This window comes from Pseudomonas sp. XS1P51 (assembly GCF_054897845.1).
In genome coordinates, this window is record NZ_CM142707.1 from 6482091 (window position 1) to 6497528 (window position 15438).

Annotated in this window: 12 protein-coding genes; 4 read left to right on the forward strand and 8 right to left on the reverse strand. The window is 59.5% G+C overall.

All coding sequences use genetic code 11. From position 1 onward, the window contains the following. Positions 1–23: 23 nt before the first annotated feature. The 7 genes from ACYZUD_RS29985 to ACYZUD_RS30015 form a co-directional block, all read right to left on the reverse strand. Positions 24–1451 carry a di-heme oxidoreductase family protein gene (locus ACYZUD_RS29985; protein WP_462021432.1) on the reverse strand — a complete coding sequence of 476 codons (1428 nt, stop codon included), beginning with the start codon at positions 1449–1451 and terminating at the stop codon, positions 24–26. A 321-nt stretch (positions 1452–1772) separates the two neighbouring features. Next, complete coding sequence (locus tag ACYZUD_RS29990) at positions 1773–3125, reverse strand: imelysin family protein (protein WP_462021433.1); 1353 nt, start codon at positions 3123–3125, stop codon at positions 1773–1775. 206 nt (positions 3126–3331) lie between these two features. Further along, positions 3332–5383 (reverse strand): putative bifunctional diguanylate cyclase/phosphodiesterase, encoded by a 2052-nt coding sequence (locus ACYZUD_RS29995; RefSeq protein ID WP_462021434.1) that lies wholly within the window; start codon positions 5381–5383, stop codon positions 3332–3334. A 561-nt stretch (positions 5384–5944) separates the two neighbouring features. After that, a complete protein-coding gene (locus tag ACYZUD_RS30000) occupies positions 5945–7213 on the reverse strand; it encodes an IS110 family RNA-guided transposase (RefSeq protein WP_462021435.1) in 1269 nt (422 codons plus the stop codon). A gap of 637 nt (positions 7214–7850) precedes the next feature. Continuing rightward, positions 7851–8447: a superoxide dismutase gene (locus tag ACYZUD_RS30005; RefSeq protein WP_065949384.1), complete on the reverse strand. Its 597-nt coding sequence runs from the start codon at positions 8445–8447 to the stop codon at positions 7851–7853. Between the two features lie 176 nt (positions 8448–8623). Next, positions 8624–9226, reverse strand: coding sequence for a LysE/ArgO family amino acid transporter (locus ACYZUD_RS30010; protein ID WP_462021436.1), 603 nt, complete (start codon positions 9224–9226; stop codon positions 8624–8626). Between the two features lie 6 nt (positions 9227–9232). Beyond that, on the reverse strand, positions 9233–9634 hold the full coding sequence (locus ACYZUD_RS30015) for an ACT domain-containing protein (RefSeq protein WP_462021437.1): 402 nt from the start codon (positions 9632–9634) through the stop codon (positions 9233–9235). 96 nt (positions 9635–9730) lie between these two features. Here ACYZUD_RS30015 and ACYZUD_RS30020 point away from each other — a divergent pair, with 96 nt between their 5' ends. The 4 genes from ACYZUD_RS30020 (at position 9731) to ACYZUD_RS30035 (ending at position 13771) form a co-directional block, all read left to right on the forward strand. Then, positions 9731–10624 carry a LysR family transcriptional regulator ArgP gene (locus ACYZUD_RS30020; RefSeq protein WP_462021438.1) on the forward strand — a complete coding sequence of 298 codons (894 nt, stop codon included), beginning with the start codon at positions 9731–9733 and terminating at the stop codon, positions 10622–10624. Between the two features lie 54 nt (positions 10625–10678). Continuing rightward, positions 10679–11671 carry an NAD-dependent epimerase/dehydratase family protein gene (locus ACYZUD_RS30025; RefSeq protein ID WP_462021439.1) on the forward strand — a complete coding sequence of 331 codons (993 nt, stop codon included), beginning with the start codon at positions 10679–10681 and terminating at the stop codon, positions 11669–11671. A 106-nt stretch (positions 11672–11777) separates the two neighbouring features. Beyond that, the gene (locus ACYZUD_RS30030) at positions 11778–12653 is read left to right on the forward strand and encodes an ATPase (RefSeq protein ID WP_462021440.1); all 876 of its coding nucleotides are present in this window, start codon (positions 11778–11780) and stop codon (positions 12651–12653) included. 269 nt (positions 12654–12922) lie between these two features. Then, positions 12923–13771 (forward strand): cache domain-containing protein, encoded by an 849-nt coding sequence (locus ACYZUD_RS30035; protein WP_462021441.1) that lies wholly within the window; start codon positions 12923–12925, stop codon positions 13769–13771. A gap of 134 nt (positions 13772–13905) precedes the next feature. Here ACYZUD_RS30035 and ACYZUD_RS30040 read toward each other — a convergent pair whose 3' ends face one another. Beyond that, positions 13906–15423: an MDR family MFS transporter gene (locus ACYZUD_RS30040; protein ID WP_462021442.1), complete on the reverse strand. Its 1518-nt coding sequence runs from the start codon at positions 15421–15423 to the stop codon at positions 13906–13908. Positions 15424–15438: the final 15 nt, after the last annotated feature.

The window sequence follows — 15438 nt, forward strand, 5'->3', positions numbered from 1 at the left end:
GGCTCCCGCTTATGGAATAGGTATTAAAGGGAATTCAAAAACGCCAGCAACGCAGCGCGCTGCCCGGCATCGAAAGACAAAACCTGTTGCTGCGCTGCTTTGGCTTCGCCGCCATGCCAGAGCACGGCTTCGAGCAGATTGCGGGCGCGGCCGTCATGCAAAAACTGGGTGTGGCCACTGACCGCTTGCGTCAGGCCGATACCCCACAACGGCGGGGTGCGCCAGTCGCGGCCGCTGGCCTGGAATTCGCTGCGGTTGTCGGACAGGCCGTCGCCCATGTCATGCAGCAGCAGATCGCTGTATGGGCGAATCACTTGATTGGCCAGTTCAGGTTCGGCGGCATTGGCGGGGGTGGTGTATTTCGGCGTGTGGCAGGATTGGCATCCTGCCTGGAAAAACAGATTCTTGCCGGCCAGCACTTCAGGCGTGCCGACATCGCGGCGGGCCGGTACGGCGAGGTTACGGCTGTAGAACAGCACCAGACGCAGGATGTTGTCGCTGACTTCCGGCTCGCCATCCGGACCATTGCCGGTGGGCGCCTGCTTGCAAGCGGTTTGCGCGTCGGTGCAGTCATCCATTGGGCGCAGGCTTGTGGTGAGGCCCATGTCACCTGAAAACGCATGAACGTTTTGTTGATTGAGGTTCGGTTGGCCGGCCTTCCAGCCAAATCGCCCGAGGACGGTTTTTTGCTGAGCGTCATCCCAGACCCGGTTCGGGCGTCCGGCGATACCGTTATTGTCCTTTGCCTGAGCTTCGGCATTGGCCAGGATCGCCTCGTCGGGGATGGCTTCAAGCAAGCCCAGGCCAATCATTGGCGGTGCCACCCTGGCCGAGAAGCGGGTGTCCGGGTGCATCGGACCGTAGCCGAGTTGGGTGATCTGCAACGTCGGCTTGCGCAACTCGATTTCGGTGCCGTCCTTGAAGCGGATCGGCACCGGCGTGTAATCCACGCGCACCTTGCCTTCCGGGATGACGCCAGGCACCGACATGTCCTGGAACTGACCGCCGTAGACTGGCTCCGGGACAACACCGAGCTGCTTGATGACGTTGGCATAGGCCGGCGCATCGGGAATCGAGAGGCGCACCAGCATCGACACGGCGTTTGCGGCATCCGGCGTGGGCGGGTGACCACGGCCGTCCTTGATGTGGCAGTTCTGGCAGGCGTTGGTGTTGAACAACGGACCGAGGCCATCCCGCGCGGTGGTGGTCGACGGGGCGATCACCCAGGGGCTGCGGAAGAAGCTGTTGCCGACGCTGAAGTCCACGCGCCGTGACGGCGGCAGGTTGGCGGAGGGCAGGGAGAATGCGTTCTGATCGGTCTTGCGCACGGTCGCGCTGCCACCGGACCGGGCTTCACCGGGTTCGGCTTGGGTAAAACGCGGGGCGTCATCGCAGGCACTCAGGCCCAGGGCCAGAAACAGTGCGGACAAGCGAAGAGGCAGCGAGGGCATAGACATCCTGCGAGACGAGCAAAATAAAGGCGCAAAGTCTAACAGGGCAGGGGGGATTGAATAAGAGGAATTATCGTTTGGTTGATGTGGGGCAGGTTTTTGCTGAAGACCGAGCCGCGACCATTACGGGCAGGCCTCACTCTCACAGGTTCAGCGCATATCCCTGTGGGAGCGAGCTTGCTCGCGAATGCGCCATCACAGACAACATCGTCAGTGCGGCGAATACCGTATTCGCGAGCAGGCTCGCTCCCACAGTGGTCTGCGTGTGGCAGGCATGAAAAAGGCGACCCGAAGGTCGCCTTTTTATTCAGCCGGCGTTGATCAGAATTCGTGATCAGCGTTGTCCGGGTTCAGGTCGCTGATGCCCAGTTTGCCAGCGGCCGCTTCGATCGAACCGGTCTGCTTGACCAGGGAAGCGATGGCGTCGCGGACGATCTGGTTGCCAGCAGTGTTGCCGGCGGCGATCAGTTGGTCGTAGTGCTCACCCTTGTTGGCGTGGTCGACGATGATTTGCATCTTGGCTTCGGTCGCAGCCAGGTCGGCTTTCAGCGCGGTGTCGGCAGCCGGATCGGCCTTGGCCACCAGGGACGACAGGCTGGCGCCGGTCAGTTTGGTACCGTCGACGCGGGTGTATTCGCCCAGGTAAACGTTACGAACGCCTTTGGCATCGTAGAACTGCGAGTTGTGGGTGTTGTCGCTGAAGCAGTCGTGTTCGTCTTCCGGGGAGTTGGCTTCCAGGGAAACCTTCATGCGCTCGCCCGCCAGTTCGCCCAGGGAGAGGCTGCCCATGCCGAACAGCATTTTGCGCAGGCCGGTTTCAGCCGGTTCCGCTTCCAGGGTGGCGCGGTAGTTGTCGGCCACGTTCGGCTTCCAGTTACCGACCATTTCTTCCAGGTCGCTGACCAGCAGTTGGGTCACGGACTTCAGGTAGGCGCGACGACGATCGTTGTGACCGCCGGTGGCGCCTTTGCCTTCCAGGTAGTCGGAAGGAGGACGGTTGCCGGCGCCAGGGCCGGTGCCGTTCAGGTCCTGGCCCCAGAGCAGGAATTCGATGGCGTGGTAGCCGGTGGCGACGTTGGCCTCGGAACCGCCCAGCTCGTTCAGGCTGGCGAGTTTTTCCGGGGTGATGTCTTTCACGTCAATCTTGTCTTCGCCAACCTGGACCTGAGTGTTGGCGATGATGTTGGCCGTGGCACCCGGGTTACCCAGTGCGTGCTCATAGGATTTGTCGACGTAGTCGATCAGGCCTTCGTCCAGTGGCCAGGCGTTCACCTGACCTTCCCAGTCGTCGATGATGGTGTTGCCGAAGCGGAACACTTCGCTCTGCAGGTAAGGAACGCGAGCCGCGATCCAGGCAGCCTTGGCGGCTTTCAGGGTGTCGGCGTTCGGCTTGGCGAGGAAGGCGTCGATGGCGGTTTGCAGGGTCTTCGCGGTGGATTCGGCATCGCTGTAAACGGCGAAGACGATGTCGGCGTAATGCGCGACAACGGCTTTGGCGGCGGCTTCGTCGACTTTACCGGCTGCTGCGGGTGCGGCAGCAGGTGCGGCTGGGGCGGCGGTGCTGGCGGCCGGAGTCGGCGCCGGAGCGGCAGCTTTGTCTTTGCCTTCGCCACAACCGGCGAGGGAAATAGCGATGGCCAACAGACTGGCGGTAGCCAGAGGCATACGAATCATGGCGAACATCCTGCTTCGAGAGGGGGTGGAATGGCGCAGCAAGTGCGCAAAACTGCGACATAATGCAAATCTTTCGCATTATGTGTAAAGGGTTGTAGCTGGAAATATTTCTTATTCGCGGAACATGTGTGACAGATCAAAAGATCGCAGCCTCGTTTCACTCGACAGTTCCTACAGAGTGAAACGAGGCTGCGATCTTTTGATCTTTACAAAATAGCCGCATTGCTGCGCTGCGCCTGTTTCAGATAGGCGCCCAGTTCCCGTGCCGGCAGCGGTTTGCTGTAGAAGTAGCCCTGACCTTCGTGGCAGCCTTCGGAGATGATGTAGGCCTCTTGCTCGGCGGTTTCCACGCCTTCGGCAATCACCTGCATGCCCAGGCTCTTGCCCAGCTGGATGATGGCCCGAACGATGGTCGCATCGTCGTCGTCATCCAGCAGGTCCTGAACGAAGCTCTTGTCGATCTTGATCTTGTCCAGGGGCAGGCTTTTCAGATAGCTCAGTGACGAGTAACCGGTGCCGAAGTCGTCGATGGCGATCAGTGCGCCGGAGCGACGCAGGCTCAGCAGGTGCTGGGCGGCGGTGCTGATGTCTTCCATCAGGCCGGTTTCGGTGACTTCCAGCTCCAGGCTGCGCGGTGGCAGGCGGTACATCTGCAGCAGGTTGTTGACCACCCGCGGCAGCTCGGCGTGGTGCAGTTGCACCGTGGACAGGTTGACCGCCATGCGCAGGTCGATGAAACCCTGGTCATGCCAGTCGCGCAATTGTTTACAGGCCTGATCCAGCACCCATTCGCCGATGGCGATGATGGTGCCGTTCTGCTCGGCCAGGGGGATGAACAAGTCCGGCGGAACCAGCCCATGCTCGGGGTGCTGCCAGCGAATCAGCGCCTCGACGCCCACTACCCGGTGATCGCGGTAGCTGATCTGCGGTTGGTAAACGAGGTAGAACTGCTCGCGGGTCAGGGCGTCGCGCAGGTCTTTTTCCAGCTCGCGGCGGCGACGCATCTCGGTGTCGACGCTGGCGATGTAGAACTGATAGCGGTTGCGCGAGCGGGTTTTGGCCAGGGTCATGGTCTGCTCGGCCTTTTGCAGCAGCTTCTCGGTGCTGTCACCGTCTTCGGGGAACAGGGTGATGCCGATGGTCGCGCGCAGGCGAATCTCTTGATGATCGAGGGCGAACGCCGCTTCCAGGTCATCAAGAATGCTTTGGGCCAGTTCGGCCGCTTCGTAGGGTTGTTCGATATCGGCCTGAACCAGGGCGAACTGGTCGCCGCCGAGGCGGGCGAGGGCACCGAGACGACCACTGTGGGCCCGCAGGCGATCGGCCAGGGCCAGCAGCAGTTGGTCACCGGTCTGGTAGCTGAACTGTTCGTTGATGCCTTTGAAGTCATCGAGGCCGACGACCAGCACGGCAACCCGGCGTTGTAGTTTGCCGGCGTCCACCAGGATTTTGTCCAGTTGCTGCTGCAATTGCTGACGGTTCGGCAGGCCGGTGAGGAAATCGTACTGGGCCATGCGCAACAGGCTGTTTTCCGCTTCGTGGCGCAGATGGGTGTTGCGCTCGATGGACTCGAGCAACTGGTTGGCGGTGTTGATCCAGATCCCCAGCTCGTTTTTCTCGTGGCCCTTGAGCTGCGGAATCTTGTGTTCGCTGGGGCGGTCCGGGTTGATTTCGGTCAGGTGCTCGATGATCCGCGACAGCGGTTTTGTCAGCAGCCAGTGATAGACCAGGTACAGCACCAGCCCCATGGCCAGGGCGCGCAACACACCGGAGATGAAAATGATCACCGAACTGACGATAAACCCTTGCCCGTAGGTGGCGGTGTCGAGGGTGATGCTCAGGTCGCCGTAATACTCGCTGTAGGGGCCGCGACCCACCAGTTGGGTGGTGAAGGTGCGTTCCTTGCCGAGGATCAGGTCGGTCAGCCAGCGACTGCTGGAATGCTGCAACTCGCGAGACTTTTGCGCGAGCATCGCTTCGTTGGGGTGGCCGATGGAGGCCTGGCGCACGGCGTCGTCCTGAAACAGGCCTTCGATCACCTGCATGCCCATTTCCCGGTCCAGGCTGTAGACGGCCTGGGTCGAGGGGTCGCGGAACATGTCGAGGATGCGCTCGGCATCGCTGGCCACGGCCTGGCGTGTTTTATAGGCATCGAAAACGATCTGCGCGCAGCTCAAGACCACGCCGACGATCAATGCCGACAGGAGCACGACCCGGAGCAACTTCACCGACAAGCTGTTCTTGAGTTCCAGCTTCAAAGAGTCATTCCTTGTTCCGTGCGGGTAGCATCAAGTTGCCATGAGTATTGGCAATCCGGTGATGGCAGTCAAAGGGTCAATCAAACACAGGGGAATTTGCCTGTGGGTTGGCCGAAATGCTGTTGTTTGGAGTAATTCCCTATTAGTACTGTGTCGGTTGTTGGGTCCTTCAACTTGAGGGGGGACTGGACTTATTTTCCTTCAGGTAGATGTTAGACGGCTGTGGCGTGGAGGCAAGGGGATCAAGGCTGGTTTCATTGTGGGAAATCGGCCTGGTTTCTGCGGATGTGCTCGATTCGGTTGTGGGAGCTGGCTTGCCTGCGATGGCGGCCTTCGGGCCGACCATGTTGGCTGGTGTTGACTGTGTACATATCCATTTCTGCGGTAACGGCCGCTTAGGGTTTCGCCCTTACGGCGAGTCCCTTTTGTCAAACGCCACAAAAGGAACCAAAAAGTCTCGCCCCAAGCGTCCGGCCCCTCGCTAAGGCTCGGCGTTCCTTCGCTCCGGTATCCATCCGGGGACACTGCCCTCCGGTCTGCTTCACGCCCTGAGGCTTTCCGTCAACACGGTTTTGCCGTCCCCACTACGTTTAGGAGGGAAGAGCCTCGCTGGGCTAGAGCCGTTAAATAGGTTGTTTCGTCATACGGCGTACTGTTCTTCCAACACCGATAAACGATCCTGATCCACTTGAATGCCAATGCTCTGATGGCTGCCGGGTATGAGCAACCTTTAGCCCTCTGCTGCTGATAATAAGCCTTTGCCCAGGTCGATTGATGGACGCTATGCACAGCCCATTCCACAAATGTTTGGCGCAGAAACGTCGCGCATCGATAACGCCAATGAACAACTTTCTTCTTGCCACTGCGTTCTGTTACTGGAGCGATTCCGACATATCTCTGCACGCTATTCGCATCCTTGAAGCGATCACGTTGCTCCCCAAAAGCCACCATGAGACGTGGAGCAAGTTGGGGGCCTGCGCCGGGTAAAGTCTTGAAAAGGCTGTAGTCAGCCAAGCTATTGGCGGTTTTTTCGATCTGGCTATCAAATTGTTTGATCGACTTTATGATCCCCTTCAACTGCACTACCTGGGTTAGAACATACAGCTCTGAGGGCCGAATTACTCCTGGGTCTTCGGTTAGCGGCATGGCCTTGGCGATCAGATCCAAACGTGCCTGATTGAGCTGAGCCCGGCGGACATTGTGCTCGTTGAGAAACTTCAAAATGCTGGTTTGCCGAGCATGTTTAAGTTTTTCAAAGGTTGGCCAGTGCGCTAGGAAATCACAAAACACCAGCGTGTCATGGTCATGGAACAGATCGAGCATCAATGGATAGTACTGTTTGAGCGTGCAGACGATGCGATTGCTGATTTTGACTCGGTCACCCACCAGCCCTCGACGATGTTCGGTCAAGCTTGCGAGTGAACGCATCGCTGAGCTTTGGCGAATAAGTTGGGGAAACCATTTCGGGTGGTTGAGCAGCAGCTCAAGTGCCCATTGAGCATCCGTAGGGTCGTCCTTGGCGCCACTGTGGACGAAGGTTTTGCGGTGTTTAGCCAAGGTGCTCGGATTGATCGGAAACACACAAAAAAACTCGTATTTTTGAAGCGCTGCAACCAACGGCCCTTTGTTCAACTCCACGCCTATCGCGATCTTTCCTCCAAAACGCTGATGCAGAGTCTTGGCCCAGCGATCAATCGATTCTGGCTTGTGTTCAATGACATCGAAATGCCGCTGAGTCTCGCCAGCGATTTGCAGGCAAATGTCGTGCTTGGTATCAGCCCAATCAATTCCGATATAAGCAGTGAATTCTTGATCCAGGAGCGTTTGCATGGAAAGCCTCCACAGACGCTAAAGTAGATGCAGGGACATGCATGCTTGCGTCCAGCGAAGGCGATATAGAGAGCCGTGCGTGGCTTTCCCTGAGAGTTCGTTAGAGGGCGCAAGCGCACCTGTGGTCTCGAAGGTGAAGCCGTAATCATCGAGTGTTTCGCGACGCTATTCGTAGGCCACAGGTGCATGTTCCTTCCTTGATTTCGTGCAGCATCAGTATGGAAGAAAGGAACAGATCACCTATATCGCGACGACCTACATGCAGCGTGTTCGACTGCGTCGAACGGCGCTGTGCGCCACTCCCCGGATGAACACCTCCACTCAGCCTCCCGAAGGGGCGGGTGGATCAAGATCAAGAGCTGCAGGCGAGCTAACGCTCGGCCTGTTGAGTGGTGGAGAAGCGGGTGTACACCGGTCAAATGTGGGAGCAAGCCTGCTCGCGATGGCGGCCCGACAGCCGATTTGATGTTGTGGATGTCCCCGGATCTTGTGGGAGCTGGCTTGTCGGGTCGCCGCATCGCTGCGATGGCGGTCTGACAGCCGACCAATCTCCTGCGGTTGTACGCGAATTCCGTAGGGGTTTTCGAAGGCATAAAAAAACCCGGCATAAAGCCGGGTTTTTTGACTGGCATCGATCTTAAGCGGTGAAGGTTTTGCCTTCGAACTGCTCAGCCACGAATTTCCAGTTGACCAGGTTCCAGAACGCTTCGACATACTTCGGACGAACGTTGCGGTAGTCGATGTAGTAAGCGTGTTCCCAGACGTCGCAGGTCAGCAGCGGGGTGTCGCCGTTGGTCAGCGGGTTGCCGGCACCGATGGTGCTGGCCAGGGCCAGGGAACCGTCAGCTTTTTTCACCAGCCAGCCCCAACCGGAACCGAAGGTGCCGATGGAAGTCTTGCTGAACTCTTCCTTGAACTTGTCGAACGAACCGAAGGCTGCGTTGATGGCTTCCGCCAGTGCGCCGGTTGGTTGACCGCCGGCGTTTGGCGCCAGGCAGTTCCAGTAGAAAGTGTGGTTCCAGACCTGAGCGGCGTTGTTGAAGATGCCGCCCGAGGAAGATTTGACGATTTCTTCCAGGGTCTTGCCTTCGAACTCGGTGCCAGGCACCAGGTTGTTCAGGTTCACGACATAGGTGTTGTGGTGCTTGTCGTGGTGGTATTCCAGAGTTTCCTTGGAAATGTGCGGCTGCAGGGCATCGTGTGCGTAAGGCAGCGGTGGCAATTCGAAAGCCATGATGATTCTCCTAATCAGGTCAGTTGCGGTGGTCGCAAGGCCGATCACGGGCGGCCAGACAAGCGCCGGGGAGTTTGTACTCTTTGCGGCGCATCGAACCGGATCATAGCACCGGGGGTGCGGCATAACCACGCAACAACTGTGTGGAATAGAGGTTCCAGAGCCTTTTGGAATAATCAGGAGGCGATGATTAATTGCAAAGCCACAGTGAACATCATCATGGCCACCAGCAGGTCGAGAATTCTCCAGGTGCTCGGTCGGGCAAGCCACGGCGCCAACCACGCGGCACCGAGCGCCAACGTGAAAAACCACAACAGTGATGCACTGGCTGCGCCCACCACATAAGCGCCGGGCTCGGTTTGTTGTGCGCCGAGGGAGCCGATCAGCAATACGGTATCCAGATAAACGTGCGGGTTGAGCAACGTCACCGCCAGGGCGCTGAGCATCACCGCGCGCAGCGAACGTACTGTCTGGTTTTCACCTTGTTGCAGGCTCTGTTTCGAGCAGGCCCGACGCAACGCCAGGCTGCCGTACCACAGCAGAAACGCCGCGCCACCCCAACGAGCGATGGCCAGCAGGGTCGGGTTTTGCGCCAGCACCGTCGCCAGGCCGAATACCCCGGCGGCCACCAGCAGCGCATCGCAGGTCACACAGAGCGCCGCCACCGGCAGGTGATGTTCGCGGCGCAGGCTCTGAGCCAGCACAAACGCATTTTGGGTGCCGATCGCCATGATCAGCCCCGCGGCCACCAGCAGGCCGTTCACATAGCTTTGCCACATAACTTTTTACTCCGCGTTCGCTGCCAGGTCTCGCAGCACTTGCAAGGCGCGTTCGGCATCGGCCTGGCCGACGAACAAATGGTCGTGGTAGTAACCGGCAATCACGTTGCAGCTGATGCCGGCCTTGCCCAATGCGGTGGCGAACGCGGCGGTCAGGCCGACGGCTTCGAGGGCCGAGTGCACGTTCAAGGTGATCCAGGCCGCGACGTAGTCGAAACTGAAACCGGCCTTCTCGGCGTGGGAACGTTCCAGAATCACCGTCAGGCCTTCCTGCTCGCGAAAGCTGCCGATGATCTCGAGGCCCGCCGGCAACTGGCCGTCGCGCACAGTACAGAACACGTAGTCGCCGGCATTGAGTTGCGGGCTCATGCTTCGTAGAAGCGTTGCCAGTGAAGTTTCGCCAGCCATGTCGATGTTCCTTGTTGAAGAGTTCTTGCTGGCCATTCTCCGGTGTCAGGCTGTATAAGAAAAACCAATCATACTGATCGCTCATTAGGAAAACTGATGTTCGACTATAAATTGCTTTCTGCGTTGGCCGCGGTGGTCGAGCAGGCCGGTTTCGAACGTGCGGCGCAGGTGCTGGGTTTGTCCCAATCGGCGATCTCCCAGCGCATCAAGTTGCTGGAAGCCCGGATCGGGCAACCGGTGCTGGTGCGGGTGACGCCGCCAGCGCCGACTGAAATCGGCCGACGGCTGCTCAACCATGTGCAGCAGGTGCGCTTGCTGGAGCGGGACCTGCAAACGCTGGTCCCGGCGCTGGACGAAGAAGGCCTGCCGGAACGCCTGCGCATCGCTTTGAATGCCGACAGCCTCGCCACGTGGTGGGCCCAGGCGGTCGGTGACTTTTGCGCGGAACAACATCTGCTGCTGGATCTGGTGGTCGAAGACCAGACCGTCGGCCTCAAGCGCATGCGCGCCGGTGAAGTCGCGGCGTGTGTCTGCGCCAGTGAACGCCCGGTGGCCGGCGCGCGCAGCGTGCTGCTGGGCGCGATGCGCTACCGTGCGCTGGCCAGCCCGGCCTTCATTGCCCGGCATTTTCCCGACGGTGTGCGCGCCGATCAGTTGGCCCGAACCCCGGCGCTGGTATTCGGCCCGGACGATTTCCTACAGCATCGCTACCTCGCGTCCGTCGGCGTGGAGGGTGGATTCGAACACCATTTGTGCCCATCGTCCGAAGGCTTTATCCGCCTTACAGAAGCGGGACTCGGTTGGGGGCTGGTGCCTGAATTGCAGGTGCGCGAGCAACTGAAGCGAGGTGTTTTGCTGGAGCTTTTGCCAGATAAGCCCATCGATGTGCCGCTGTACTGGCATCATTGGCGCAATGGCGGTCAGTTGCTGGCGTTACTCACCGATCAATTGGTGCGCTCGTCGAAGCAATGGCTGGTGCCGTTGGACTGACAGGCGGCGTCAAGACCTCACGAAATACGCAAAACGAAATATTCGGAGCAATTCATGAAGATTCTGGTCACCGGCGCAAGCGGCTTCATCGGCGGGCGCTTTGCGCGTTTCGCGCTGGAGCAGGGCCTGGACGTGCGGGTCAACGGTCGCCGGGCCGAGAGTGTGGAGCATCTGGTGCGTCGAGGCGCCGAGTTCATTCAGGGTGACTTGAGCGATCCGGAACTGGCGCGCGACCTGTGTTCAGATGTCGAAGCGGTGGTCCATTGCGCCGGTGCAGTGGGCGTGTGGGGGCGTTATCAGGACTTCCATCAAGGCAACGTGCAGGTTACCGAAAACGTGGTCGAAGCTTGCCTGAAACAGCGGGTTCGACGACTGGTGCACCTATCGTCGCCATCGATCTACTTCGATGGCCGCGACCATCTGGGATTGACCGAAGAACAGGTGCCCAAGCGCTTCAAGCATCCCTACGCCGCGACCAAATACCTGGCCGAGCAAAAAGTCTTCGGCGCCCAGGAATTCGGCCTCGAAACCCTGGCCCTGCGCCCGCGCTTCGTGACAGGTGCCGGTGACATGAGCATCTTCCCGCGGCTGCTGAAGATGCAACGCAAAGGTCGCTTGGCGATCGTCGGCAATGGTTTGAACAAAGTCGATTTCACCAGCGTGCAAAACCTCAACGAAGCCTTGCTCAGCAGTTTGCTGGCCAGCGGTTCGGCCTTGGGCAAGGCTTACAACATCAGTAACGGCGCGCCGATTCCATTGTGGGACGTGGTCAATTACGTCATGCGCAAGATGGATGTCCCACAGGTTACCCGCTACCGTTCCTACGGTTTGGCCTACACCGTCGCCGCACTCAACGAAGGGGTGTGCAAGTTCTGGCCCGGCCGTCCCGAGCCGACCCTATCGCGACTGGGCATGCAGGTCATGAACAAAAATTTCACCCTGGACATCAGTCGGGCGCGGCATTATCTGGATTACGATCCAAAGGTCAGTCTCTGGACCGCCCTCGATGAATTCTGCGTGTGGTGGAAGGCCCAGGATATTCACTGACAACCCCAACACTGAACGGAGTTCGGGGTTCAAGGTCAATCGATGCGGCAGTGGGGTTTATACTCGCCGCATCAAGCCATCACCGCGTTCCACAAAGGTTGACTCAATGTCCATGCGTAACGATGCCAACGACGACTTCGACGATGTACCGAGCCTGCGTGCCGACAGCCTCGACGACGATGATTTTGTGCCCACCGCTCGCACCTCCGTGCATTCGCGGACCACGCCCGTGGTCAAGGTCAAAGGCCCGAGCACCGGCCCTCTGTGGGCGTTGGTCGGCGCCTTGTTCTTTGCTTTCGCCGGCCTTGCCTGGTGGAGCTTTCAGCAAATCTCGCTGATGGAACAGCAACTGGTGGCGACCCAGGAAAGTTTCGCGCGTATCAGTGAGGACGCGGCGGGGCGCTTGCAGGACATTTCCGGCAAGGTTGTCGCCAGCCAGTCCAACGTCACCAGTGACAGCGAAGCGCTGAAACTGCAAATCAAACAGCTGGAAAGCAAACTCCAGGATCAGAGCAAGCAACAGCAAGGCGTTGTCGGCCAGACCTCTGACCTGGACAAGCGTTTGGCGCAGATGACGGCGCAAACCACTGATCTGGATAAACGCCTGGCACAAATGACCGCTCAGAGCACTGAGCACCAAACCGCCAACACGCAATTGCAGGCCCAGGTCAAAGCCTTGAGCAGCGAACTGGCCGCACTGAAAAGCGCCCCGGCGGACACCGACAAGTTCGACGCACAGCTCAAAAGCCTCGGCGCCGACATCGTCGCGTTGAAAAAGCAAGGCAACCCAAGCGCCGCCATCGAGCGTCTGGAACAAGACATGATTGTGCTCAAAAGCGAACAGGACAACCGCCCGGCGGCAGCTCCAGGCTCGTCCAACACCGCCGAGTTCGACGCGTTCCGCAGCCAGGTCACCCGCAGCATCAACACCCTTCAGGCGCAGATTCAAAATCTGCAGCAGCAGTTGCGCGCCCGGCCGTAATCCCCCGGCCAGTGAACACACACTTGTGGCGAGGGGGCTTGCCCCCGTTGGGTGGCTAAGCCACCCCAAAACCATTCAGCACCGTTCTTCAGATTATCCGCAGCGTCTGATGTGCGACTGCTGCGCAGTCGAACGGGACGGTGCGGCGGTCCGACAAGTCCCCTCGCCATAAAAGCTCCTTCGCCCCCTCGCCACAGTTCCCTGAATACTCGTACATATCCCCAAGCCGTCTACGCTCTTGAAACACCGACAGGAACGAGGGATGCGCAATGGGGTTTTTGCCTAAATGGACCTTGCTGGGCGTGATGCTTTTGCTGTGCATGGGCCAGGCTCATGCCGCCGGGACGGAAAAGGATGACAGCCAGGCGGCCATAGCCTTGCTGGAAAAAGCCCTGGCCTACTACCACGAGAATGGCGACAAGGCCTTCGCGGCGTTCAGTCGCCAGGGCGAGTTTGTCGACAAGGATCGTTACGTGTTCGTCGTCGACACCAAAGGCGTGATGCTCGCCAGCGGCGGGCCGTCCTCGGCGCTGATTGGCCGTGATGTTTCCGATGTGCTTGGGCCGGACTTGCAGAAAGCCTTCAAGGACGCCTTGAAAGTGCCGGAGGGCAACGGCATTCAGCAGGCGGAGTACCGCTGGCAGAACTGGGCTGACGGCAAGGTTGAACGCAAGCATGTGTTCTACCAGCGCATCGGTCAGCGGATCCTGGTAGTCGGTTACTACTTGCCGCGAGCGTCGGCGGAGCAGGCAATGGCCTTGTTGAACAAAGCGGCGACCGATCTGGCCAGGAACGAGAAAGGCACACTCACGGCGATCAACTCCCTCAAGGGCGGTTACTTGCAGGATGACCTGTACGTGTTCGTTGTCGACCTGGATACCCAGCGTTACGTTGCTCACGGCACCAACCTGCGGTTGATCAATACCGATTTCGGCAAGATCAAGGACCCGGAAGGCAAAGCGGTGGGTGAGCCGATCCTGGCGTTGATGGCTAAACAGGATTACGGCGAATACGAATACCGCTGGAAAAATCCGGTGACCGGGAAGGTCGAGGACAAGCATGCCTACCTGAAAAAGGTTGGGCATTTTCTGGTGGCTGTTGGGTATTACAGCCCTTGAATGGTGGTGACTGACAGACCGCTATCGCGAGCAGGCTCGCTCCCACAGTAGATCTCCAGTGATCACAGAATTGTGTACGACAGAGATCAAGTGTGGGAGCGGGCTTGCTCGCGATTGCAGGCGACTCGGTCTATCTAGCGAACCTTGTCCTCACGCCCCCGCAACAACATGTTCGGCATGGCAATCGCCGCCGCCAGCCCCAGCAGCGACACTGCTGCACTCACCATTAGCAAATGTCGGAAGGTCAGCAGCAGCTCGGCGCGCAAGGCGTTCTGCGCATCCCCCGGTGCGGCGTTCAAACCGTCCAGCAGGACATTCCCCGAACTGCCCTCGGCAATCACCGAAGAGCCGGCCAGGTGGGCGAAACTCGAATCCTGCAACAACGCCAATAGCAGCGCCGACATCAAGGCCACGCCCACTGCACCGCCCAGCGAACGGAACAGGTTGGTGGTGCTGGTGGCGACGCCGATGTCCCGTTGTTCCACCGAGTTTTGCGTGCCGACCAGCGAGGTCGGAAATTGCATCCCGGAGGCGATCCCGCTCAGCAACATGAACAGGCTGCTTAGCAAAACTGCCTGCGGAGGACTGAACGCCATGCCCAGAATCGAGATCGGCATCAGCACGGCTCCGATCAGGATCATCGGCTTGTAGCGGCCGGTCACCGACGTCCGGCGCCCGGCGAAATACGCGCCGATCGGCAAGCCCATGGCCAGCGGCAACAGGTGCAGCGCGGCACTGTCGGCCCCGGCGCCGGTGACGCTCTGGAAGCGCAGCGGCATCAGCACAATCAGCGAGATCGCGTGGAAGCTGGTGAAAAAAATCGTGCACCAGCACAGGATCGCATTGCGGTTGGCGAACAGATGCATCGGGAGCAACGGCTCCCGCGCCCGGCGCTCATGCCAGACAAACAACCCCAGCACGACGACTGCGCAGGCCAGCAGGCCCAGCACTTCGGCACTGCGCCACGAATGCCCCTGACCGACCTCGGTGATGCCCAGCAACAACGCCGTCAAACCGATGATCATCAGCAACGTGCCGAGGTAATCGATGATCGGTTTGCGCTGCGGCACCGGCAGCCCCACCAGTGTGCGATTGGCCACCAGCCACGCGCCCAGTCCCAACGGCAGGTTAATCAGGAATACCCAGCGCCACGACAGATACTCCGTCATGTAACCGCCGAGCACCGGCCCGGCCACGCTGGCCACTGCGTACATGCTGCTGAAATAACCCTGATAGCGACCGCGTTCCCGGGGCGGCACGATGTCGCCGATGATCGCCTGGCTGACCGAAATCATCCCGCCGGCACCGATGCCCTGAATAATCCGCGCCAGCACCAACTGCTCCATGCTCTGGGCCATGCCGCAGAACAGCGAAGCCAGCGTGAACAACCCCATGCCGAACAGCATCAACTTGCGACGACCGTACAGATCGCCCAATTTGCCGTAGATCGGCACCGCGACGGTCATCGCCACCATGTAGCCGGAAATCACCCAGGCCAGCAGGCTGACGTCCTTGAATTGGGCGGAGATGGCCGGCATCGAAACAGCGACGATGGTCTGGTCCAGCGCGCCAAGAAAGATCGCCAGCATCAGGGCGATCAGTACGCTGCGAATGGCCGGTTTGGGCGTTTCAGGCTGGTTGAGATTGGTCACGGGAAAACCTGTGGG

What these genes read in the sequence shown, in the direction of transcription:
- ACYZUD_RS29985 (WP_462021432.1), bottom strand. Translation starts at nt 1,451, where the DNA reads ATGCCCTCGCTGCCTCTTCGCTTGTCCGCACTGTTTCTGGCCCTGGGC.
- ACYZUD_RS29990 (WP_462021433.1), bottom strand. Translation starts at nt 3,125, where the DNA reads ATGATTCGTATGCCTCTGGCTACCGCCAGTCTGTTGGCCATCGCTATT.
- ACYZUD_RS30000 (WP_462021435.1), bottom strand. Translation starts at nt 7,213, where the DNA reads ATGCAAACGCTCCTGGATCAAGAATTCACTGCTTATATCGGAATTGAT.
- ACYZUD_RS30005 (WP_065949384.1), bottom strand. Translation starts at nt 8,447, where the DNA reads ATGGCTTTCGAATTGCCACCGCTGCCTTACGCACACGATGCCCTGCAG.
- ACYZUD_RS30010 (WP_462021436.1), bottom strand. Translation starts at nt 9,226, where the DNA reads ATGTGGCAAAGCTATGTGAACGGCCTGCTGGTGGCCGCGGGGCTGATC.
- ACYZUD_RS30015 (WP_462021437.1), bottom strand. Translation starts at nt 9,634, where the DNA reads ATGGCTGGCGAAACTTCACTGGCAACGCTTCTACGAAGCATGAGCCCG.
- ACYZUD_RS30020 (WP_462021438.1), top strand. Translation starts at nt 9,731, where the DNA reads ATGTTCGACTATAAATTGCTTTCTGCGTTGGCCGCGGTGGTCGAGCAG.
- ACYZUD_RS30025 (WP_462021439.1), top strand. Translation starts at nt 10,679, where the DNA reads ATGAAGATTCTGGTCACCGGCGCAAGCGGCTTCATCGGCGGGCGCTTT.
- ACYZUD_RS30030 (WP_462021440.1), top strand. Translation starts at nt 11,778, where the DNA reads ATGTCCATGCGTAACGATGCCAACGACGACTTCGACGATGTACCGAGC.
- ACYZUD_RS30035 (WP_462021441.1), top strand. Translation starts at nt 12,923, where the DNA reads ATGGGGTTTTTGCCTAAATGGACCTTGCTGGGCGTGATGCTTTTGCTG.